The sequence below is a fragment of the Micromonospora sp. LZ34 genome, assembly GCF_052981855.1.
In genome coordinates, this window is the sequence record NZ_JBRIQN010000039.1 from 34,981 (window position 1) to 57,733 (window position 22,753).

General features: G+C 74.4%; 13 protein-coding genes. 5 read left to right on the top strand and 8 right to left on the bottom strand.

The window, feature by feature from the left end; translation table 11 throughout:
* Positions 1–3 precede the first annotated feature (3 nt).
* Both ACVCAH_RS29375 and ACVCAH_RS29380 read right to left on the bottom strand, forming a co-directional pair.
* Entirely contained in the window at positions 4–1,629 is a 1,626-nt protein-coding gene (locus ACVCAH_RS29375) for an ABC transporter permease (RefSeq protein WP_447139478.1), read from the bottom strand.
* Positions 1,626–2,573, bottom strand: coding sequence for an ABC transporter ATP-binding protein (locus tag ACVCAH_RS29380; protein ID WP_447139479.1), 948 nt, complete (start codon positions 2,571–2,573; stop codon positions 1,626–1,628). Before ACVCAH_RS29380 ends, ACVCAH_RS29375 begins: the two co-directional genes overlap by 4 nt.
* A 112-nt stretch (positions 2,574–2,685) precedes the next feature.
* Between ACVCAH_RS29380 and ACVCAH_RS29385 the strand changes: the two genes are divergently transcribed.
* Positions 2,686–3,432 (top strand): TetR family transcriptional regulator, encoded by a 747-nt coding sequence (locus ACVCAH_RS29385; protein ID WP_447139480.1) that lies wholly within the window; start codon positions 2,686–2,688, stop codon positions 3,430–3,432.
* 9 nt (positions 3,433–3,441) lie between these two features.
* Here the strand turns inward: ACVCAH_RS29385 and ACVCAH_RS29390 are convergent, their stop codons facing one another.
* Positions 3,442–4,038, bottom strand: coding sequence for a hypothetical protein (locus tag ACVCAH_RS29390; protein ID WP_447139481.1), 597 nt, complete (start codon positions 4,036–4,038; stop codon positions 3,442–3,444).
* A 55-nt stretch (positions 4,039–4,093) separates the two neighbouring features.
* Positions 4,094–5,887, bottom strand: a complete 1,794-nt coding sequence (locus ACVCAH_RS29395) for an ABC transporter ATP-binding protein (RefSeq protein WP_447139482.1) — start codon at positions 5,885–5,887, stop codon at positions 4,094–4,096.
* A gap of 89 nt (positions 5,888–5,976) precedes the next feature.
* On the opposite strand from ACVCAH_RS29395, the gene ACVCAH_RS29400 reads away from it, so the two are divergent.
* Both ACVCAH_RS29400 and ACVCAH_RS29405 read left to right on the top strand, forming a co-directional pair.
* Positions 5,977–6,390, top strand: a complete 414-nt coding sequence (locus ACVCAH_RS29400) for a MarR family winged helix-turn-helix transcriptional regulator (RefSeq protein ID WP_447139495.1) — start codon at positions 5,977–5,979, stop codon at positions 6,388–6,390.
* A 250-nt stretch (positions 6,391–6,640) separates the two neighbouring features.
* Positions 6,641–8,425 carry an N-acetylglutaminylglutamine amidotransferase gene (locus tag ACVCAH_RS29405; RefSeq protein WP_447139483.1) on the top strand — a complete coding sequence of 595 codons (1,785 nt, stop codon included), beginning with the start codon at positions 6,641–6,643 and terminating at the stop codon, positions 8,423–8,425.
* Positions 8,426–8,462: 37 nt separating this feature from the next.
* On the opposite strand, the gene ACVCAH_RS29410 is transcribed toward ACVCAH_RS29405, so the two are convergent.
* The 3 genes from ACVCAH_RS29410 to ACVCAH_RS29420 all read right to left on the bottom strand — a co-directional run bounded on the left by ACVCAH_RS29410 (position 8,463) and on the right by ACVCAH_RS29420 (position 11,293).
* Positions 8,463–9,599 carry a carboxylate-amine ligase gene (locus ACVCAH_RS29410; RefSeq protein ID WP_447139484.1) on the bottom strand — a complete coding sequence of 379 codons (1,137 nt, stop codon included), beginning with the start codon at positions 9,597–9,599 and terminating at the stop codon, positions 8,463–8,465.
* Positions 9,600–9,724: 125 nt separating this feature from the next.
* Positions 9,725–10,933 carry an RNA polymerase sigma factor gene (locus ACVCAH_RS29415; RefSeq protein WP_447139485.1) on the bottom strand — a complete coding sequence of 403 codons (1,209 nt, stop codon included), beginning with the start codon at positions 10,931–10,933 and terminating at the stop codon, positions 9,725–9,727.
* 3 nt (positions 10,934–10,936) lie between these two features.
* Positions 10,937–11,293: a YciI family protein gene (locus ACVCAH_RS29420; RefSeq protein ID WP_447139486.1), complete on the bottom strand. Its 357-nt coding sequence runs from the start codon at positions 11,291–11,293 to the stop codon at positions 10,937–10,939.
* Positions 11,294–11,510: 217 nt separating this feature from the next.
* Here ACVCAH_RS29420 and ACVCAH_RS29425 point away from each other — a divergent pair, with 217 nt between their 5' ends.
* Positions 11,511–12,257 carry a lysozyme gene (locus tag ACVCAH_RS29425; protein ID WP_447139487.1) on the top strand — a complete coding sequence of 249 codons (747 nt, stop codon included), beginning with the start codon at positions 11,511–11,513 and terminating at the stop codon, positions 12,255–12,257.
* 59 nt (positions 12,258–12,316) lie between these two features.
* Positions 12,317–12,985, top strand: a complete 669-nt coding sequence (locus tag ACVCAH_RS29430) for a peptidoglycan recognition protein family protein (RefSeq protein ID WP_447139488.1) — start codon at positions 12,317–12,319, stop codon at positions 12,983–12,985.
* A 72-nt stretch (positions 12,986–13,057) separates the two neighbouring features.
* On the opposite strand, the gene ACVCAH_RS29435 is transcribed toward ACVCAH_RS29430, so the two are convergent.
* Positions 13,058–22,708 carry a hypothetical protein gene (locus tag ACVCAH_RS29435; protein ID WP_447139489.1) on the bottom strand — a complete coding sequence of 3,217 codons (9,651 nt, stop codon included), beginning with the start codon at positions 22,706–22,708 and terminating at the stop codon, positions 13,058–13,060.
* Between the last annotated feature and the right edge of the window lie 45 nt (positions 22,709–22,753).

The window sequence follows — 22,753 nt, forward strand, 5'->3', positions numbered from 1 at the left end:
GCGTCAGGAGGGGACGTCGCGGTGGCGGAAGGCCGCCACACCTCCGGCGAGCAGCGCCGCCGCCACCGCCGTCAGCACGACCAGGGGCAGCGCCGCCGGGTCGACCGCGGGAACGGAGGGGACGTGCGTGTACGGGGACAGGTTGAGCGCGGCCTGCGGCAGCTCCAGCACCGCGCCGAGCTGGCCGAGCAGCAGGAAGACCAGCAGCGCCGTCCAGGACAGCACCACCGACCAGCGGGGCAGCAGCCCGAACAGCGCCGTCACCACTCCGGCCACCACGAGCAGGGCCGGCAGGCGTACGAGCGCGGCGCCGGCCAGGTCGACCGCGCGCCCGACCGGGTCGCCGGCGACCAGGCCGTAGCCGAGGCCGGTGGTGAGGCCGGCGAGCAGCACCAGGGCGAGCGCGCCGGCCGCCGCGGCGAGCACCTGGGTGCCCAGCCAGCGGGCGCGGCTCACCCCGGTGGCGAGGACGGCCTCGAGCACGCCGTCGGACTCGTCGCCGCGCACCCGCAGCAGGGCCTGCACGACGTACGCCCCGATGGTCAGCGCGAACAGCCCGAGCATCGCGGCCAGGTAGGCGTCGATCAGTTGCGCCCCGCCGCCCATCGCGGCGATCGCCTCGGCGGCGGCCGGGTTCTCCTCGATCATGGCGTTGAACTCGTCGCCGGCGATGCCCATCGAGAAGCCGAGCACCGCCACCCCGACCGCCCAGCCGAGCAGCGCGCCGCGTTGCAGCCGCCAGGCCAACCCGGCGGGGCTGAGCAGTCCGGGTGCGGCGGTCGCCGGCCCGCGACGGGGCGCGACCAGCCCGGCGCCGATGTCCCGCCGCTCGGCCAGCGCGTAGGCCGCCGCCACCGCGGCGAGCAGCAGCACGGCGGGCAGCGCGAGGACCCACCACCGGTCCTCGGTGTAGGCGCGCACCTGGGTGCCCCAGCCGAGCGGGGAGAGCCAGGACGGCCAGGCGCTGACCACGCGCAGGCCACCGTCGGTCTGCTCGCCCAGCACGTCGCCGGCGGCGCGGAGCAGGAAGGCGATCCCGACGGCGGCGGCGGCAAGCGCGTTCGCGCCCCGGGAAGTGACCGAGAGTTGGGCGGTGACCGCGGCGATGCCGGTGAACGCCACGCCGACGCCCCCGATCGCGGCCGCCGCGGCGACCGACCCGGCCAGCGGCAGGCCGGCGCCGGCCAGGGCCAGCGCGAGCAGGGCCGCGGCCGCCACGTTCGCCGCGACGATCACCAGCAGCGCGGCGGTGAGCAGCGCGTACCGGCCGACGACGGAGGCGCCGAGCAGTTCCGCCCGGCCGGTCTCCTCGTTCTGCCGGGTGTGCCGGACCACCGCGAAGGTGCTCAGCAGCGCGAAGATCAGGGCCAGCGTGACGTACGTCTCGGCGACCACCACGGCGCCCAGGTCGCTGCCGGCGATCGGCCCGTTGAAGGCCCGGGCGACCAGGCTGGACGCCGAGGTGGTGGCGTAGCCGACCCGGGCGGCCTCGTCCGGGTAGAAGCCGACGACGCTCTGCGCGAGGGCATAGCCGAGCAGCTGCGTGCCGAGCATCCAGATGGCGAGCCGGACCCGGTCGCGGCGCAGCACGAGCCGGGCCAGCCGCCCGGTGCCGGTGAGCGCGCTCATCGGGCACCCGCCCGGCGGCCGACGCCCGCCCGGTGGCCGTTCGCGGTCGCGTCGGCCGCCGGACGCTCGTCGCCGTAGTGGCGCAGAAACAGCTCCTCCAGGGTGGGCGGGGCGCTGGTCAGCGCGCGCACGCCGAACCGGACCAGGTGCCCGAGCAGCTCGTCCAGGTGGGCGGGCTCGACCTCCAGGTGGGTGCGCCCGTCGACCTCGCTCACCGCGTGCACGCCGGACAGCGCGTCCAGGCCGGTCAGCGGCCGGGCGGTCTCGACGGTCACCGCGGTGCGGGTGAGGTGGCGCAGCTCGCTCAGCGTGCCGGTCTCGACGGTGCGGCCCTCGCGGATGATGCTGACCCGGTCGCAGAGCGCCTCGACCTCGGCGAGCACGTGGCTGGAGAGCAGCACGGTGGCGCCGTCGCCCTTGATCCGCCGCACCTCGTCCTGGAACACCGCCTCCATCAGCGGGTCGAGCCCGGAGGTCGGCTCGTCGAGCACGTACAGCTCGACGTTCGAGGCGAAGGCGGCGACGATGGCCACCTTCTGCCGGTTGCCCTTCGAGTAGGTGCGGCACTTGCGGGTCGGGTCCAGGTCGAAGCGGTCGAGCAGTTCGTCGCGGCGGCGCCGGTCCAGGCCGCCGCGCAGCTTGCCGAGCAGGTCGATCGCCTCGCCGCCGGAGAGGTTGGGCCACAGGTTCACGTCACCGGGCACGTAGGCCAGCCGGCGGTGCAGGGCCACCGCGTCGCGCCACGGGTCGGCGTCGAACAGCCGCGCCTCGCCCGCGTCGCGGCGCAGCAGGCCGAGCAGGATGCGGATGGTGGTGGACTTGCCGGAACCGTTCGGCCCGAGGAAGCCGTGCACCTCCCCCGCCTCGACCCGCAGGTCGAGCCCGTCGAGTGCCCGGACGCTGCCGAACGTCTTGACCAGGTTGCCGATCTCGATGACGGGCATGGCCGCCCCTCCTGCCGTTTGACACCCCCGACGCGCCCACTGTACTGACCGTCGGTCAGCCGAATCAACAGTGATGCCGCCCACCGGTCAGGACCCGGCTACCCTTGCCGGCATGACCGTGGAGGCCGTGGACAACACCCGCACCCGGATCCTGCGCGCCGCGCTCGACCTCTTCGCCGAGCACGGCTACCAGCGCACCTCGCTGCGCCAGATCGCCGACCGGCTGCGGTTGACCAAGGCCGCCATCCTCTACCACTTCCCGGCCAAGGAGCACCTGCTCGCGGCCCTGATCGAGCCGCTGGTGGGCGACCTGGAGCGGCTGCTGGACAGCGCTGAGGCGCTGCCCACCGATCGGGCCCGGTGGACAGTGCTGGAGGGCTGGGTCGACACCATGCTCACCCACCGCCGCCCGCTCGGCATGCTCTTCCACGACATCGCCCTGATCACCCGCGGCGACACGTACCACCGCCTGATGCGGATCGCCATGCGGGCCAACGACCTCATCGCCGGGCCGGACGCCGGGCGCCGGGAGCGGGTCCGCGCGGTGCAGGCGGTCGCCATGTGCAGCGACCCGGTGGTCTTCTTCGCCGACGTGCCGGACGCGGTGCTGCGCGAGGACATGCTCGACGGCGTCCGCCAGCTGCTGGCCGCGCCCGGCCCGCAGGCCGCCGTCGCCGGAACGTCGGCAGCGCGCCGACGCCGGCCGGGTCGGCCCCGGGCGCTGGGCCACGAACAGGTCGAGGCCGCGCGCCGGATGCACGCCGAGGGCAGCCACTCGGTGGACGACATCGCCACCGCGCTGGGGGTGTCCCGGGCCACCGTCTACCGCCACCTGGACCGCACCGCCGCGGCGGAATAATGAGACGGTTTAGCGACGGTTTCGAGACGGTTGTGGGACGACGTCGCGCCCGCCGGCCGCAGCCGCCCGGTCGAGCAGCGCCTGCTCCAGCAGCGCGGACTGCGCCACCGAACCACCCTGGACGGCGAGACTCCGACGGGCCGCGCGGTAGAAGCCGTCCCGTGCCTCGTTGACCCGGGAGAGCACCAGGGCCAGGTCGGGTTCCGGGTCGGCGATGCCCCGAGCCAGGCGCTCCATCTGCCACACCGCGTCCCGCCAGACCCTGGCCGCGGTGACCGTCGCCTCGTCGCCGAGCAGGAGCATGTTCTCCCAGGCGATGCTGCGCCGGGCATCGGTTTCGGCCAGCCTCGCCAGGCCGGACTCCCGGTCGATCGGGTGGCTGCGGGACTCCGGCCGGTGGTCGGCGGTCATCCGGAGTGCGACGGCATGGCTCTCCTTGACGGCGTGCGCGTACTCGACGTAGGCGTCGAGCCGCCGCTCGTCCCACCGGATGCTCTGGTTGCGTCGCCACCGGGCCCGGTCCGCCAGGGAGGTGGCGAGGATCGTGCCGAGGGTTCCGACCAGTACGCCCAACAGCGCCGGAAGCTGCGCCAGCAAGGTGCCCACGCCGCCGAGGCTGTCATGATTTGGCAAGCCCGCGCCAGGCCGGCGCGGCGACGGGTCAGGCGGCCAGGGCGGCGTAGCGGCCGTGGCGGCCGAGCAGGGCGTCGTGGGTGCCGGCCTCGACGATCCGGCCGTGGTCGAGCACGGCGATCTGGTCGGCGTCGCGCACGGTGGAGAGCCGGTGCGCGATGGTGATGGTCGTCCGCCCCTCGGCCAGCGCGTCGAAGGCCCGCTGCACCGCCCGCTCGGTCTCGGTGTCCAGCGCGCTGGTGGCCTCGTCGAGGACGAGGATCCGCGGGTCGCGCAGCAGGGTGCGGGCGATGGCCAGCCGCTGCTTCTCCCCGCCGGAGAAGCGGTGGCCCCGGGAGCCGACCACGGTGTCGTAGCCGTCGGGCAGCCCGGCGATCAGGTCGTGGATCTGCGCGGCGCGGGCGGCGGCCTCGATCTCGGCGTCGGTGGCGTCCGGGCGGGCGTAGCGCAGGTTCTCCCGCACCGTGGTGTGCAGCAGGTAGGTCTCCTGGCTGACCACGCCGACGATCGCGGCGAGGTCGGCCAGGCGCAGGTCGCGCAGGTCGACCCCGTCGACGGTGACCCGGCCGCTGGTCGGGTCGTGCAGCCGGCTGACCAGCGCGGCGAGCGTGCTCTTGCCGGAGCCGGTCTCGCCGACCAGGGCCAGTCCGGTGCCGGCGGGCACGTCGACGCTGACCCCGGCGAGCGCCGCGGTGTCGCTGCCCGGGTAGCTGAAGGTGACGTCCTCCAGCCGCAGGTGGCCACGGACCCGCCGGGGGTCGATCCGCACCGGGTCGGCCGGGTCGGCCACCTCGACCGGGAGGTCCAGGTACTCGAAGATCCGGGCGAAGAGCGCCAGCGAGGCGGTCAGCGAGACGCCCACGTTGAGCAGGCCCATCAACGGCCGGAACAGGCCGCCCTGCAACGCGGTGAAGGCAACCAGGGTGCCGATGCTGAGCGTGCCGGCGGTGCCGGGCAGGCCCGCGGCGAGGTAGATGACCGCGGGGATGGCGGCGAAGACGACGCTCATCGAGGCCATCCGCCACCGGCCGGCCAGCTCGGACCGCAGCTCCAGGTCGACCAGCCGGGCCGAGGAGGCGGTGAAGCGCTCGACCAGCGCCGGGCCGGTGCCCAGCGTCTTGGCCAACTGCACCCCGCTGACCGACAGGCTCTCGTCCACGGTGACGTTGAGGTCGGCGAGTTCCCGCTGCCGCCGCGCGGTGATCTCCCGGCGCAGCCGGGCCACCCGCCGGGTCAGCCAGATCGCCGGCGGCAGCACCACCAGCGAGACCAGGGTGAGCCGCCAGGAGAGCGCCAGCATGGCCACGACGGTGGCCACCACGGTGGTCAGGTTGGCCGCGACCGAGGTGGCGGTGGAGGTGACCACGTTCTGCATGCCACCGATGTCGTTGGTGATCCGAGACTGCACCTCGCCGGTGCGGGTCCGGGTGAAGAACGCCAGCGACTGCCGTTGCAGGTGGCGGAAGACGTCGGTGCGCAGCCGGTGCATGACCTGCTGCCCGACCCGGGTGGAGATCCAGGTCTGCACCACGCCGAGCACCGCGGTCACCGCGGCGACCGCGACCAGGCCGGCGACCAGCCAGACCAGCAGCGTGAGGTCGCGCTCGGGCAGGGCCCGGTCGATCACGGCACGGAGCAGGAACGGCGAGGCCATGCCGAGCACCGAGGAGACCACGATGATCGCGGTGACGGTGGCCAGGGCCCCGCGGTGCGGGGTGAACAGGGCGCCGATGCGTCGCCACGACACCTGGCGGGCCTGCGCCTTCTCGGCGGCGCTGACCGTGCGTGGACCGCGGTCGCGGCCGGTGGGGGTGGGTGCCAAAGGGATACCGCCTTCACGTCCGGCATGCTGAGGTTACCTCAACATGAGGGAACAACGGCTTCTGCTGCTACGGTATTCCCGTGACCGGGGTGGACGGCGGCGACGACGGCCTGGCCGAGGCGTTCTGGTCGGTGGCCCGGCGGCTGCGCCACCGCACCCGGGAGGCGCTGGCGCCCTGGGACGTCACCCCCAGCCAGGCACGCGCGCTCGGCGTGCTCGGCCGGCAGGGGCCGCTGCGGCTCAGCGCGCTCGCCGAGCAGCTGCGCATCGCCCCCCGCTCCGCCACCGAGGTGGTCGACGACCTCGAGGGCCGGGGGCTCGTCGAGCGCCGGCCCGACCCGGCCGACCGGCGGGCGACCCTGGTCGCGCTGACCGACGACGGTACGCGCACCGGCGCGGCCATCCAGGCCGCCCGCAGGGCCGAAGCGGCCCGCTTCTTCGGCGACCTGACCCCGACCGACCGGGACTCTCTCGCCCGCATCCTCGGTACGCTGCGCGGCTGACCCCGCCGCCGAGGCCGAGCCAGCGGGTCCACCTGCCGGACGACGGCGACCAGCCGAGCACGACCGCCGCGACACGGGAGCCGTGGTTCACCCCTGAACCGGGCGGAGTTTGGCCGCCACACCGGCGGGTAGCCCACCCCTCCGTCCTGCGGACGGGACCGGACCCGTACGGGTGGTCCGTCACAGGGGTCGACGCGACAGGAGTGGTGACGGTGGGTCGGGTGCCCCGGGCGAACGGTGGCCGCTGAGCATGTGCGGGATCAGCGGCGAGGCGAGGTTCGACGGCTCGACACCGGACGCCGATGCGGTCACCCGGATGACGGAGGCGATGCGGTCCCGCGGCCCGGACGGGGAGGGCCTGTGGGGCGACGGTTGGGTGACCCTCGGGCACCGCCGGCTGACCATCATCGACCTCTCCGACGCCGGCGCCCAGCCGATGGTCCGCGAGGACCTCGGACTCGGCCTGGTCTTCAACGGCTGCGTCTACAACTACCCTGAGCTGCGCGAGGAACTGCGCGCCGCCGGGCACACCTTCCACTCCACCAGCGACACCGAGGTGATCCTGGTGGCGTACGCGCAGTGGGGGGAACGGTTCGTCGACCACCTGGTCGGCATGTTCGCGATCGGCCTGGTCGACCGGCGCCGGCGCCGGCTGCTGCTGGCCCGCGACCGGCTCGGCATCAAACCGCTCTACCTCGCCGAGGCGCCCGGGCGGCTGCGGTTCGCCAGCACCCTGCCGGCGCTGCTGCGCGCCGGCGACGTGGACACCGGCGTCGACCCGGTGGCCCTGCACCACTACCTGTCCTGGCACTCGATCGTGCCCGCGCCGCGTACGGTGCTGCGCGGCGTGCGCAAGCTGCCCCCGGCCACCGTGCGGATCGTCGAGGCGGACGGGCGCAGCCGGGACCACCTCTACTGGCGGCCGGACTACCTGCGGGACCCGGCGCACGCCGGCATGGACGCGGCGGACTGGCGGGCCGCCGTCGGGGACGCGCTGCGCACGGCGGTACGCCGGCGCCTGGTCGCCGACGTCCCGGTCGGGGTGCTCCTCTCCGGCGGCCTGGACTCCAGCATGATCGTGGCGCTGCTCGCCGAGGCCGGCCAGCACCACCTCCGGACGTTCAGCATCGGCTTCGACAGCCGGGGCGCCGAGGCCGGCGACGAGTTCCACTACTCCGACCTGGTGGCCCGCGTCTTCGACACCGACCACCACCGGATCCGGCTCGCCGACGACGACCTGGTCCCCGCGGTACGCCGGACCGTGCTGGCGATGGCCGAGCCGATGGGCAGCCACGACGTGGTCGCCTTCCACCTGCTCTCCGAGCAGGTGGCTCGGCACGTCAAGGTGGCCCAGTCGGGGCAGGGCGCGGACGAGGTGTTCGCCGGCTACGGCTACCACCAGCCGCTGGCCCGGGTGCCCCGGGACGGCGCGGCGGAGGCGTTCACCGCCGCGTTCTTCGACCGGGACCACGCCGAGCTGAACCGGGTGGTCGACCCGGCGTACGCCTGCCCGCACGACGCCAGCCGCGAGCTGCTCGCCGCGCAGCTCGCCGCGCCCGGGGCGGACACCGCGCTGGACGCGGTGCTGCGCCTGGACACCCACCTGATGCTTCCCGACGACCCGGTCAAGCGGGTGGACAACATGAGCATGGCCTGGGGCCTGGAGGTGCGTACCCCGTTCCTCGACCAGGACCTGGTCGCGCTAGCCGCGGCGTGCCCGCCGGAGCACAAGGTGGCCCAGGGCGGCAAGGCGGTGCTGAAGGAGGTGGCCCGCCAAGTGCTCCCCGTCGAGGTGGTCGACCGGCCCAAGGGCTACTTCCCGGTGCCCGCACTGCGCAACGTGGACGGCCCGGTCCGCCAGCTGGTCACCGAGGCGCTGCACGCGCCGGCCGCCCGCGAGCGTGGGCTGTTTTGCCCCGAGTACGTCGCCGAGCTGCTCACCGAGCCGGACCGGGCCAAGGCGGCCGCCGGCAGCAACAAACTGTGGCAGCTGGGCCTGCTGGAGCTCTGGCTGCAGACGCACGACATCCGGTGAGCCGCCGGGGTGGCGCGCCGTCCGGCGCCGTCGGCGGTCAGCCGGCGGTGGTCTGCGCGGCGAGGTGGTCCAGCACGGACCGGACGTCGCCGTCGGTGTCGGCCATGATGCGTCGCTGCCGGGTGGCGCCGGTGCCTTCCCGGCGCAGCCGGGTCAGCTGCGCGACGGTGTAATCGAGGTCGCCGTGGCGCACCAGCGCGGGCGTCACCGTGGCGACCAGTTCGTCGACCAGGTCCCAGGCCGATCGGGCGCCGCCGGCGTGCAGGTCGACCAGGTCGCCGTCGAGGCCGTGGTGGGCGGCGCGCCAGTGCGCGGCCGAGACCAGGCAGTTCCGGATCCGGGGGGCGGCCACCCCGGCCCGGACGTCGTCGACCACCGTGGCGACCAGCGCCCGGACCAGCGCGGCGACCAGCACGGTGTCGTCCACGGTCGGGCAGACGTCGCCGACCCGGATCTCCACCGTCGGGTACGCCGCGGACGGCCGGGCGTACCAGTACACCATCGCCGCGTCGAGCATGATGCCGGCGGCGACCAGGTCGTCGACCGTGCGGTCGTAGTCGGCGGCCGAGTCGAAGTGCGGGGTCGGTCCGATGCTGGGCCACCGCTCCAGCTGCATCGACCGCCAGCTGGCGTGCCCGGTGTCCCGCCCGTCGTGCAGCGGCGAGTTGGTGGTGATCGCCTGCACCACCGGCAGCCACGGGCGCAGGTGGTTGCAGACCTGCACGGCCAGTTCCCGGTCGGGCACCCCGACGTGCACGTGGCAGCCGCAGACCGCCGGGTCGTGTGCCACCGGCCCGAACCGCCGGGACATGGCGTGGTAGCGCGGTTTGTCGGGCACCGTCCGGTGCGGCTCGTGCACCGGCGTGGCCCCCACCGCGACCAGCCGGGCGCCGGCCGCCTCGGCCGCCGCCGCGGCGGACCGGCGGACCCCGACCAGGTGCCGCCGCAACTCCCCCAGGTCGGCGCAGACCGGGGTGACCATCTCCACCATGCTGTGCCGGAACTCCTGGCGGCTCTGGTCCCGGGCCGCGCCGTGCAGGGCGGTGAGCACCCGGTCGGCGACCGGAAGACTCTCCCCGGTGGCCGGGTCGAGCAGCAGGTACTCCTCCTCCACCCCCAGAGTCAGGGTGGTCAGGTCGGGGACGCTGGTGGCAACTGCCGGAGGGTACGTCATCGGTGGTCGGCGTCCGTTTCGTCGAGCGGCGCGCGCCGCACGGCCGGGGGAGCCGTTTTCCCGGCGGCCGGGCGGGCAAACGTGCCCCACCGCCCCGGTCAGGCCCCGCGCGGGCCTGCCGTCCGCTATCCGCCGGCCCGCACCGTCGCGGCCCGGCAGGTCAGGAAGTCGCGTTCGGCCGCGTTCCCGGTCCGCTCGGCGGCCCGCCGGTACGCCGTCGCCGCCTCCCCCGCCCGCCCGAGCCGGCGCAGCAGGTCGGCGCGGACCGCGTGGAAGACGTGGTACCCGGCCAGGTCGAGGCGCTCCACCTCGGCCAGTGCCACGGCCGGGCCGGCCACCTCGGCCAGCGCGACCGCCCGGTTCAGCGCCACCACCGGCCCCGGGGCGTACGCCATGAGCTGGTCGTACAGGGCCAGGATCTGCCCCCAGTCGGTGCCGGCGGCGTCCGGCGCGGCGCTGTGCACGGCGGCGATGGCGGCCTGGATCTGGTACGGGCCGGGCTGGTCGCGGCGCAGGCAGCGGCGGACCAGGTCCTGCCCCTGCGCGACCAGCCCGGCGTCCCAGCGCCGCCGGTCCTGTTTCGGCAGCGGCACCAGCGCGCCGTCGGCGGTGGTGCGGGCGGGGCGCCGGGCCTCGGCGAGCAGCATCAGGGCCAGCAGCCCTTGCGCCTCCGGCTCGTCCGGCATCAGCTCGACCAGCAGCCGGCCGAGCCGGATCGCCTCGGCGCACAGGTCGTCGCGGACCAGGTGTGCACCGGAACTCGCCGTGTGCCCCTCGCTGAAGATCAGGTAGACCACCGCCAGCACGGCCCGGAGCCGGTCCGGCAGGTCGGCGTCCCGGGGCACCCGGTACGGGATGCCGGCGTCCCGGATCTTCGCCTTCGCCCGGACCAGCCGCTGCGCCATGGTCTTCTCCGGCACCAGGAACGCCCGGGCGATCTCGGCGGTGCTCAACCCGCCGAGCAGGCGCAGGGTCAGCGCGACCCGGGCGGCCGCGTTCAGCGCCGGATGGCAACAGGTGAAGATCAGCCGGAGCCGGTCGTCGCGCACGGGTCCCTCCTCGGCCGGTTCGCCGGCGGCGTACAGCAGGGTGGCCTGGGCGTGCCGGTCGGCGCGGGAGGCCTCCCGGCGCAGCCGGTCGATCGCCCGGTGCCGGGCGGTGGTGATGATCCACCCGGCCGGGCTGGGCGGCGGCCCGGTCTCCGGCCAGCGGGCGGCGGCGGTGAACGCGTCCTGCACCGCCTCCTCGGCGAGGTCGAGGTCGCCGAGGAGGCGGGTCAGGACGGCGACCGCGCGGCCGTACTCCGCGCGGAACACCTGCTCCACGTCGGGCACCGGTCAGTCCCCGGCGTCGCCCTGGAACGGCCGCACCTCGATGGGCAGGGTGGTGGCCAACGCGTAGCGGCGGCCCCACTCGAGCGCGGCGTCCAGGTCGGGCGCCCGGAGGATGGTGAAGCCCCCGAGGTACTCCTTGCCCTCGACGAACGGCCCGTCGGTGACCAGCACTTCGCCGTCCTTCGGACGCAGCACGGTGGCGGTGTCCGGGGCGTGCAGGCCCTGGCCGAAGACCCAGCATCCGGCCGCCTCCATTTCCTGCCGGATGACGCCGAGGTCGCGCATCACCCGGGCCAGGAACTCCGGCTCGGGGCGGCCCTCGCCCTTGGGTTGGTAGATGCTGAGCAGGTACTGCCGCATCGGCTTCTCCTCGGTGGACGGCCGGCCCGATGCCGGCCTCTCATCCTCCACACGAACGGCGCCGGCTCTGATCGACATACCGGCGAAAATTCCCCGGGTCGCCCGAGCGAACCGACAGACAAAGACGATCTTCAATAGTTATTGAAGTTTATCTACGAACTGTGTCCTAATACTGTCAGTTCCCTTCGCCACCACCGGCGCACCTCCGGGAGGATCGATGACCCGTCCCCCGCGTACTCCCCTGCTGGCCCTCGCCGCCACCCTCGCCGCGGGCGCGGTGCTGCTCGCGGCGGCTGCGCTGCGCCCGGGGCCGGCCGACGCCGCGCCGGCCGGCCTGCCCGGCGTGCAGGTCTCCGGCCTCAACGGCAGCGTCAACTGGTCCGCCGCCTGGACCGCGGGCGCCCGCTTCGCCTACATCCAGGCCACCGAGGGCACCTCGGTCAGCAACGCCTCCTTCGCCCAGCAGTACAACGGCTCCTACAGCGTCGGGATGATCCGGGGCGCCTACCACGTGGCCCGGCCCGACCTCGGCGGCGGCGCCGCCCAGGCCGACTGGTTCGTCGCCCACGGCGGCGGCTGGTCCCGCGACGGCCGGACCCTGCCGGGCGCGCTGGACATCGAGTACAACCCCTACGGCGCGACCTGCTACGGGCTCTCGCAGAGCGCGATGCGGAGCTGGATCACCGCCTTCGTCAACCGCTACCAGGCCCGGACCGGCCGGTGGGCGACGATCTACACCACCGCGGACTGGTGGGCCACCTGCACCGGCAACTACGCCGGCTTCACCGGCACCAACCCGCTCTGGCTCGCCCGCTACGCGAACACCGTGGGCACCGTCCCCGCCGGCTGGGCGACCTGGTCGTTCTGGCAGTGGGCGAGTTCGGGGGCACTGCCCGGCGAGCAGAACGTGTGGAACGGCTCGCTGGACCGGCTGCGGGTGCTGGCCTGCGACGGCCCGTGCTGAGCCGCCCTCCCGGGCCCCGCCGACGTCACCCATCCACCCCGCCCGACCCGGAGGTCAGCATGTCCCAGCCCGTACCCCGCCGGACAGTGCTGCGCGGGGCCGTCCTGCTCGGCGCCGCCGCCGGCGTCACGGCCGCCGGCCAGTTCGCCGTCGGCCGCACCGCGGACGCCGCCGCCACCGTCGACCAGCCGGTGATCGCCAACTGCGCCACCTGGGGCGCCCGTCCGCCCTCGGCGCCGGTCACCGTGCTGAAGAACCGGCCGAACAAGATCATCATCCATCACACCGCGCTCCCCAACACGACCGACTACAGCCTGGCGCAGGCCTACGCCAACTCCCGCGACATCCAGGACCTGCACATGGACGGCAACGGCTGGCTCGACTCCGGCCAGCACTTCACCAACAGCCGGGGCGGGCACCTGACCGAGGGCCGGCACGGCAGCCTGCACGCGCTGCTACACGGGCGCACCATGGTGCAGGGCGCGCACTGCGTCGGGCAGAACAACCAGGCGATCGGCATCGAGAACGACGGCATCTACCTCGACGTGCAGCCGCCGGCGGCGCTGTGGAACAGCCTGATCCTGTTCTGCGCGTTCACCTGCCAGCAGTACGGCATCCGCCCGACCGAGATCTACGGCCACAAGGACTTCAACAACACCCAGTGCCCCGGCCTGCTGCACGGCCGGCTCCCCGAGCTGCGCGCCGCCGTCGCCGCGCGACTCGGCTGAGCCGCCCTCGGCCACGGGAAACGCCGCAGCCCGGCTCCCCAGGCGGGGAACCGGGCCGCGGCTGGTGCGGCGTCAGTCGGTGCAGGACGGCTGGTCGAAGTGCCCCGGGGTGCCCGGGTACGCCGCGCCCGCGCCCTGCTCCTTGTTGTCCCGCGGATACACGTAGGACAGCTCCAGGAAGGCCGAGGTGCCCGGCGTGGTCACGTCGGCCGGCGTGCGGCCGGCACCGGTGGCCCAGGCCAGCCGGGTCAGGAAGTCCTGCATCGCCGGGCTGTGCTGGCGGATGTCGTTGAACCCGCCGTACGCCGCGTTGCAGTGGGTGTACATGTTGTACGCCCCGTTCCAGTCGAACAGCCGGTCGCCGTTGTTCGGCCCGTTCGCCGTCACGTCACCCTGCAACACGTCCCGGTCCCAGCCGCCGTAGATCCAGTCGGTGCCGTGGTGGTGCTGGTTGTCCGCCGACTCCCCGTTGTCCAGCCCGGTCAGCTCGAACCAGCGGCACGGGTCGATGCCGCCCGCCGCGTCCACCGGCCAGGCCCCGGCGGCGCAGTTGTCCGGGTAGGACCCGCGCGGCCGGAAGTCCAGCAGGTCGGAGCTGAGCACGGCGGCCACCGCCGGGCCGCTCGTCGCGCCGGCCCCGCCGAAGAGGTGGTCCACGTACTGGTCGTGGTCGCCCCGGGCGGCGGCGCTGAACACGCCGTCGACCAGGCACTGCGGCTCGGCCGCATCCAGCACCGGGTCGCAGCCCTTGCCGCCCCAGAGCACGTCCGAGCCCTCGGAGCCGAAGAGCCGGTCACCGCCGCTGTCGCCGTTGGCGATGTCGTCACCGAAGCCGGCGTGGATGTTGTCCGCCCCGGCCCCGCCGCGGATCCGGTCGTCGCCGCCGGCGGTCAACCCCGAGTGCGGCATCGGCGCCGACGTCGGGCTGCCGATCCAGGCGTCGCCGTCGGTGTCGTGCAGCAGGTCCACCCGCCGGTCGTAGTCGCCGGCCCGGAACCCGGTGAACGTCTCCTGCGGCACCGACGACAGCGTGACGGTGAAACCGAGCGCGGCCACGTCGTCGGGGTTCAGGTGCTGGTTGACCACACCGCCCCGGTCGCCGAGGATCGCGTCCCGGCCGCCCTCGCCGTACAGGGCGTCGGCGCCGAGCTCGCCGAGGAGGTCGTCGTCGCCGTCGCCGCCCCGGATCAGGTCGTCGCCGTCCTGACCCCAGACCCCGTCGTCGCCGCCGTCGCCGAAGAGCTGGTCGGCCCCGTACGCCCCGGCCGGCTCGCAGGTGGCCTGGGCGGTGGTGCAGAACCGGGTGGACGGGCCGGGCAACGCCGGGTCGTGGGTACGGGACCGGGTGGCGTCGGCCGGCACCGCGCCGGTCGGGTACCGCTCGGTGTAGACCCGCTCGGCCGGCTGACCATTCACACTGGTCAGCGTGCGCAGCAGCGACCCGTTGTCGCCGAGCAGCACGTCCGCGGCGCCGTTGCCCTCCAGCACGTCCCCGGTGTCCCGGAAGGCGGCGGCCGAACTGCCGCCGATCAGGTCGTCCTGCCCTGCCGGCTCCCCGAGCCCGACCAGCTGCGCCGGGGCTGCGGGGGCGCCCGGCCAGCCCGGGTCGGCCAGCGGGGTGACGGTGCTGCGGCCGGCGGCGCCGAGCGCGGAGTCGCCGCGCAGCACGTCCGCGCCGCCGTTGCCCTCCAGGTAGTCGCCGCCGCCGTCGCCGGTCAGCGCGTCGTCGCCGTCCTGGCCCCAGAGGGTGTCCACGCCGTCGCCGCCGCCGATCCGGTCGCCGCCGTGCCGGTTGGCGTCGGCCGCCGCCCGGTCGAGCAGCACCACGATCCGCGGCCCGAACGGTGCGCCGTCGCTACCGAGCCGGACGGTCACCGCGGTCGGTGTCTCGCCCGGCAGCGACCGGAGCACGGCGCCGTTGTCGCCGATCACCGCGTCCGAGTCCGGGCCGCCGAAGAGCGCGTCGGCGGTGTCCGGCTGGCCGGTGGTGGCCGCGCCCGCCCCGTCGTACGCGGTGCTGGAGCCGCCCACCAGGTCGTCGTCGCCGTGGTTGCCCTCGACCCAGTCCGAGCCGGGGCCACCCTCGGCGAAGTCCGCCCCGCCGTCGGCGTGCACCCGGTCGGGACCGCCCTGGCCGAAGATAACGTCACCGGAGTCACCGCCGGAGATCAGGTCCCCGCCGCTGGTGCCGGCGGCCGGGGTGAACCCGAGGTCGAGCAGGGTGACCTTGCGGGCCGGTCCGGACCGGCTTTGGGTGACCCGGGTCGCGTCGGCGTCCGCCGGGGCGAACCGGGCGTTGTCCCCGGCGATCAGGTCGCTGTCAGCGTCGCCGAAGAGCTGGTCACCGGTGTCCGGCCTTCCGGTGCCCGGTGCCGGCTCCTGACCGGAGCCGCCGACGATCTCGTCCTGCCCGGCGTTGCCGTGCACCACGTCGGCGTCGTTGTTGCCCTCCAGCCGGTCGTCGCCGGCGTCGCCGTCGACCCGGTCGGCGCCGAGGCCGCCGTAGGCCAGGTCGCCGTCCGCGCCGCCGGAGATCACGTCCCCGGCGCCGGCGCCCGGCGCGTCCCCGGCGAGGTCCAGCGGCAGCGGACCGATGTCGCCGACTCGCGCCGTGCCGTTGTCGCCGACGATCCGGTCGACGCCGCCCTCGCCGTAGAGGTGGTCCCGCCCGTCTGCCGCGCCCGCGGTCCGGCCGCCGCCGTAGAGCAGGTCGCCGTCCGGGCCACCGAAGACCTGGTCGTCGCCGGCGTTGCCCTCGGCGGTGTCCACGCCGTCGCCACCGTGCACGCCGTCGTCGCCGGCGTTGCCGAAGAGCAGGTCGTCGTCGCCGTCGCCGTGCAGCTGGTCCACCCCGGCCGCGCCCCAGGCCCGGTCGGCGCCGGCGCCCAGGTGCAGGGTGTCGTCGCCGAGCTGCCCGCAGGCGCGGTCGTCGCCGCCACCGAGGTCGGCCCGGTCGGCGCCGCCGCCGGCCGCCACCCGCTCCACCCCGGCGCCGCCCAGGATCAGGTCGCGGTCACCCTGGTCGGCCGGGGCCGGCTGGCCGTCGGCCAGGGTGGCGTCGGCGCAGGTCTCGGCCGGCAGGTGCCGGTCACCGAAGACCGTCGAGCCGCCGTCCCCGCCGATCAGGTGGTCCCGGCCCGGGCCACCGACCAGCAGCTTGGTCTGCGACTGCACGCCGGCCGGGAGTGGCTCGTGGACCACCTCGCGGAACCGGCCGTAGCCGTCGTCGTCGCCGGCCGGCCCGACCTGGGACGGCTCGGCGAGGACGTGGTCGTCGCCGGGGCCGCCGAACAGCTCGTCGGTGCCGTGACCGCCGATCAGCACGTCGTCGCCGCCGTAGCCGTACAGCCGGCCGGTCTGGCCGTTGGCCGAGTGGGACACCACCAGGTCGGTGCCGGCGCTGCCGTACACGGTGTCCTGGCCGCTGCCGGTGTCGACCTGGTTGGTCAGCCCGGCGTCGCCGGTGCCCGGGTCGTCCACGCCGGCCGGCACGGTGGTGTCGAAGGTGTGGATGGTGTCGTCGCCGCGCCCACCGTTGACGGTGTCCCCGCCGGGGCCGCCGACCAGCAGGTTGTTTCCGCTGGGCCGGTCGTCGGAGACGACGCCGAGCACGTCGTCGCCGCCGTTGCCGTACACCTTGTTGGTGCCGTGGCCGACGGTGACGTGGTCGACGACGCCGCCGGTGGCGGCGGTCGGCTCGGCCAGCGTGGTCCAGTCGATCAGTCCGGTGAGGGTCTTGTCGCCGACCGAGGTGTGCACACCGGTCGGCGCCCGGTCGGTGCCGCCGAGGCCGCTGTCACCGGCGACCACGTTGTTCCCGTCGCCGGTGGTGACGGTGTCCGCCCCGGCGCCACCGGCCACCCGGCTGACCGCGCCGGGCGCCTCGGCGGTGACGATGACGTCGTCGCCGCCGCGCCCGTCGACGTACGCCGGCCCGGTGCCGGTGCGGATCTGGTCCCTGCCGTCGGAGCCGACGACCACCGCGGTCTTGTCGAACGCCGAGGTCTTCGTCCCGTCGCCGCTGGTGTCACCGTCGCCGAGCAGCAGGACCGACATGGAGGTCTTGGCCGCGTCGGCGACCTGGTAGCCCCGTCCGTCCACGACTACCCGCGTCAGCGCCGGGTCGAGGAACTCCTGCCGCCGGCCGAGCGCCTCGACCGCGAAGCCGTCGAAGTCGTCGCTGGCGCCCTCCCGGCCGGCGTCGGCGTAGTGCAGCGCGTACACCTTGATCACGTCGCCGGCGTACGTGCCGGCGCCGTTGTCCCAGGCGGCGTCGCCGCGCTGCGCCTGCTTACCGAACCGACCGGCGAAGACCACCAGGGTGTCGTCCACCGTGCCGCCGAGTTCCGGTGGTGGCGGGGTGCAGTCGGGTTGTGCCCGGAAGTCCAGCAGGACCGCGTCGACCAGGGTGAAGTCGAACGTCTTGGAGAAGAGCACCAGGTCGATGGTGATGTAGACCTTGAGGAACACGGACAGCTGCCCGCTGGTGGTGAACAGGCAGATCGGGTTGACCAGCAGCGCCTGGAGGAACTCGCTGGTGCGGAACTTGCCGTCGTTGTTCGGGTCGTTCCAGCTGAACCCGATGGTGAGCCGGATACCGCCTTCGATGCCGGCCTTGAGGAACAGCACGCTGACCTGGGCGCCGGCGGCGATCTCGCCGCGCAGGGTGACCACCGGGACGGCGGTCCCGGTGCTGTCCGCGGTCTTGAAGTAGAGCCCGTCGAGCAGCTTCACCGCGTTGACCGCGGTGCCGTCGCCGGCCGCCTCGATCGCGTGCCGGATGCCGGCGGTGTCCAGGCCGGCGATGAACCGGGCGGTCACCGAGGCGCTGCCGGCCAGCGTGATCAGCACCGGCGGCGGGGCGTAGACCGGGCCGAACGACTGCCGCCAGCTGAAGCCGAGGGTCAGCGGCCCGGAGTCGAAGCCGATCAGCTCGACGTCCTGCCCCATCAGCAGCCCGAAGAGCGAGCCCGGGTTGTCGAAGACCGGGAAGCTGAAGCCGATCTTCGCGGCGGTGGACTTCCCGTCCCCGCCCGGCGTGAAGATCTTCTCGCCGTCGTCGCCGGCCGCGGTGTCCACGGCCGCCTTCACCTCGTCGGCGGACTTCGCCTGGGTGAACGCGTCCGCCCGGTCGATCAGGCTCTCCGCTGCGGCCGGGGAGGCCTCGGTGGTCAGCGCCGTGTCGCCGTTGACCAGGAACTGGCCCAACGGGATCGAGCAGCCGGCGTCGCAGTCGGGGATCCGGTTGATGAACGTGACCACCGCGCGCACCGTGTCCACGAAGGACAGGTCCGGCCCACCGCTGAGCGTGCTGAACTGCTTGGCCAGCCAGACCAGGGTGATGTCCGGCCCGCCGGTGGCCTTGGACAGGTCGGAGAGCACCGGGATCGGGGCGTAGAGCGTGTCGATGACCGGCTGCAGCGGCCCGGTGACCGCCTTGAGCTGCTCGACCACCGGCTTGAGGATCTTGTCGAAGAAGGCGCCCGCGTCGAGCGCGATGTCGGTGAAGGTGATCCGCAGGCCGTGCTCCGGGCTGTCCCCGGCGGCGCTCAGCGCGCCGCGCTGGTGGGTGAGCTGCCAGCTCAGCCCGAACCGGGCGCTGATGCCGGGCAGCGCGGAGGCCGCCTCGCCGCCCGGATCCACCTTGGCCGCCAGCTTCCAGTCGATCTTCACCTTGGCGGTGAGGTCCGTGGCGAGCAGCGAACCGAGGTCGCCGAGCTCGGCCAGGGTCAGCTTGGCGGTCGGGTCGGCCGCGCAGTCCCCGGCCGGGGTGTCGCCGAAGCAGCTCTGCTCCCCCGCCGAGCCCTTCAGGTCGATCGCGAAGTACGCGCTGACCAGCGGCTCGGTGCCCTGCTTCTGCGCGTTCACCCGGATGAACGCGAGCTGGGCGGCGAGGTCGGTGGGCATGTCGAAGGACGCGCCGATCTCCAGCTCCGGCGCGGCGTCCCCGGAATGGGTGGCCACGTAGAAGCCCTCGTCCCGGTCGAGCACCAGGTCCAGCCGCAGCTTCCAGCCGAGCCGGGCCTTGATCCCGTCGGTGGCGCCCTTCTCCGCCTTCAGCGACAGGCCGGGCACGCCGAGGTCGAGCGGCACGTCGACGCCGAGGCAGCCGTCGCCGGCGCAGCCCTGCTCCGCCGACGGGTCGCCGCGGGCGGCGGTGAGGGTGATCCGGACCGACTGGAAGTCCTCCGGCCCGCAGGTGGCGGCGTCGGCGCGGCAGGTGACCGTGCTGGTCGCGCCCGGGGCGAGCTCGGCCAGCGCGGCGTCCAGCGCGGCCTTCGCCCCGGCGCTGTCCAGCGTGGCGTCCGCGAGCACCGGGCCGATCGCGTCCTTGACCTGGGTACGCAGGTCGGCGATGAACCGCTGGCCCTGTTGCAGGTCGTCGCCGACCAGCGGCAGCTTGCCGTCGAAGCTGGCCAGGCGCAACGCCTCCTCCACCTTGGCCAGGTAGCCGTCGATGCCGACGTTGAAGTCGGTGAGCCGCAGCGCGAGGTTCGCGAAGCAGGTGTTCAGGTCGGGGGTGGTGGTGTTCGCGGCCAGGTCCAGCCCGAGTTCCAGGGAGAGCAGGTTGCTCGCGCCGCCCGGGTCGCAGTCGTTGACGAAGAGCGGGGCGCGGGCGCAGATCGGCACGTTCGCGCCGCCGACGCCGTCGCCGCAGTCCGTGCCGGCGGTGGTGACGTTGGGCGTCACGCCGAGCAGGCCGGCGATCGGTCCGTCCGCGGCCAGGCCGCCGAGGCCGAAACTGAGGTTGGCCCGGACGGTGCCGGGGTCGCCGGCCTTGCCGAGATCCAGCGCCAGCGGGCCGACCCGGGCGGCCACCGCCAGGTCGGTGGCCGCGCCGGCCACCGTCACGTTCGCGGACGAGGTGCGGTCCAGCAGCGGTACGCCGTCCGCGCGCAGCGGCAGCAGCAGGCCCAGTTGCGCCCGGGCGTCGACATCCACGGTGAACGCCCCGGAGCTGTCCAGGCTGACCAGCTCGCGGGCGCCGTCCCAGCCGAAGGTCAGCGGGCCGCCGGTGTGGAAGCCGCGCTTCCAGTCCAGCCCGAGCCGCAGGTACGGCCCGCCGGCCCGCTCGTCGAGGGTGAAGGCGATGCCACTGCCCTCGCCGATCGCGCCGTTCAGCACGTCGATCGCGTCCTGGAGGGTGTCCGGCGGTGCGGCCAGCAGCCGGTCCACGGCGTCGGCCAGCTCCGGCCGCAGCGCGTACGCGGTGCCGTCGGCCGGGGTGGGCGTACCGGCCGCTTCGACCCGCAGGGTCTGCGCGTCGACCCGGGCCAGCACCCGGTAGGCCTTGCTGCCGATGACCACCGCCCGGTCCGCCAGGCTCGGGGCGAACCCGGAGTCGGCGTCCCGGCTGGTGTCCTTGAGCAGGAAGTTCGCGCCGTCGGCGGTGTAGCTGACCTCCGCGCCGACCCCGCTCTCGTCGCTGCCGAGCAGCTCGCGGGCGGAGCGGCCGAGCACCGGGATCTCGGTGTCCAGCGGCCCGGTGCCGGTCGACGGCGCGCTGAGTGCCCCGTTGACCAGCCGGAGCGCCTCCACCACCAGCGCGAACATCGCCTTCGGGTCGTTCGGGTCGAAGTCGAGCGCGAAGAGGCCGGCCAGCTCGGAGGTGTCGACGCTCGGCTGCCCGCCGGCGGTCCAGCTCACGTCGACCCCGACGCCGGTGCCGAGCGCGCCGGTGGCGCCGGGCACGCTGACGTCGACCCGTCCGCTGGTCTTCACCGATCCGGTGGCGGCGAGGAGGCCGCCAGGGTCCTGTTCCAGCCGGCTGAACAGGGTGCCGAGGCTCAGATCCTGGGCCTGCTTGAACCGCACCTCGATCATGCGCTTGCCGTCGACGGCCGGGCCGACGGCGAGGTTGCCGCCCAGCTTCACCTTCAGGAATCCGGCGGTGGTGTGGAAGTCCACCGCGGTGGTGATCGGGAAGTCGGCGGCGAAGAGCGGGGTGGCGGGGTCGGTGCGGAGCAGCACCCGGTCGGCGTTGGCGGCCGGGCTGCCGAGGTCGTCGCGCAGGTCGAGCACGAGGGTGATGCTGGCGGTGTAGCGGGGCTTGACCATCGCGTAGCTGGCCTGGGCGTTGGCCGCGCGCAGGCCGACCTTCGCCTCGCCGGCCGGCCGGGTGAGCGCGCCGCCGAGTTCGACCGCGCCGGTGTGCGGGCTGGAGCCGCTGATCACCCAGGCGCTGTCCGCGGCGGGCTGCCCGCCGATCCAGTTCTCCTTCAGCGTGACCGAGTCGGCGGTGTTGGCCGCGACGGTGCCGGCGGAGGTGCCGGCCACGACGCGCTGGCCGACCAGCGCCCCGGGGGCGAACCGGTCGCTGTCGACGGTGAAGCTCTTGGCGCCAAAGGTGGCGCCCCGGCCGGAGACCTGCGGCGCGCCCGGGTCCAGCGGCACCTCGACGGTGGACTCACGCTCCAGCTTGACCCGGAAGACCAGCTTGTCGTCGGCGAAGGAGAGCCCGTCGACCGGCATGCCCTCGGCGGCGAGCAGGGCGAGCAGTTCCTGGATCGAGGTGAACTTCGGTTGCCCGGCCCGGGCCGGGTCGTCCACGCCGGGCTGGAAGTGCGGGTCCTCGGGTCGGGGGTGCACGTGCTCGCGCAGGAAGTCGGTGAGCTTCTCGTTGACCTTCACCGCGTCGGCGAAGGTGCCGCGCAGGAAGGGCAGGTCGAGGTTGCCGGCCGGGCCGCTCTGCTGCACCCCGCCGATCAGGGTGGCGAGCTGAGCGATGCCGGCGGCCAGGTCGAGCGGGCTCATGGTGCGGAACCGGCCGATCGTCTCGTCCAGCCCGCTGGTGGTCACCGTGGGGCTGCCGACACCGATGTCCGCCCAGTCGATGGTCACCGTGGCGGCGATCGCCGGCAGGTTGAACGGCGTACCGGCGGTGGCGGCGCCGAGCTTGACCGCGCCGTGCACCGAGCCCGGACCGGCCTCGGTCTCGGTGTCGGAGATCCGGCCGCCGCCGGAGCCGTCCAGCGCCACCTGCACCAGGCCGGCGAGGGAGCCGGCCGCGCCGAGTTCGCCGGTGCCCGCGCCGGCCGGGGTGTCGAAGGCGAGGTGCCCGTCGCCGTTCGGGTCGGTCAGGGTCACCTTGAGGTGGCTGCTCGCGGTCAGCGTGCTGCCGGCGGTGAGCGTGACGCCCAGGATGCCGACGGAGGCGCTGGCGTGGTCCAGGTCGGACCGGAACCGGGCCACCGCGTCGATGTCGATGCGGGGGCTGTCGCCGTCGCGCACCAGGTAGGTCTCGCCTGCGGCGGTGTGCCGGGCCCGCAGGTGCAGGGTGGCCCAGCCGGTGACGGTGACCGCGTCGGCGACGATGACCCCGGAGACGGCCAGGTCCTGCTCGGCCACCTCGCGGTTGGTGGTGAGCAGGACGTCGAGCAGGTGGTCGCCGTCGCTGCTGGTGACCGTGCTGGTCAGCCGGGTGCCGCCGCCCAGGTCGACGTCCTGCTCCAGGCCGTCGGCCAGCGCGTCGGCGGCGGTACGGGCCAGCGTGTCGGCCTGGACCAGCGCGCCGGGGCTGACGCCGAGCAGCGGCAGCGGCTGGGCGAGCGCGCCGATCCGGGACAGGCCGCCCTCGGCCCAGGTGGCCGTGCGGTTCATCAGTCCCTTGAGGGCGGTCTCCCACGCCTCGTCGGCCTGTGCCGGGGGTGCCGTCACGACCAGGGCGAAGGTTGTCGCGAGCAGGGTCGCGACCGCCGCGGCGAGCAGACGCCGTAGAGCCACCATGAGCCACCTCGTTCCGAACGATGGCCGTCAGTGGACGGCGCC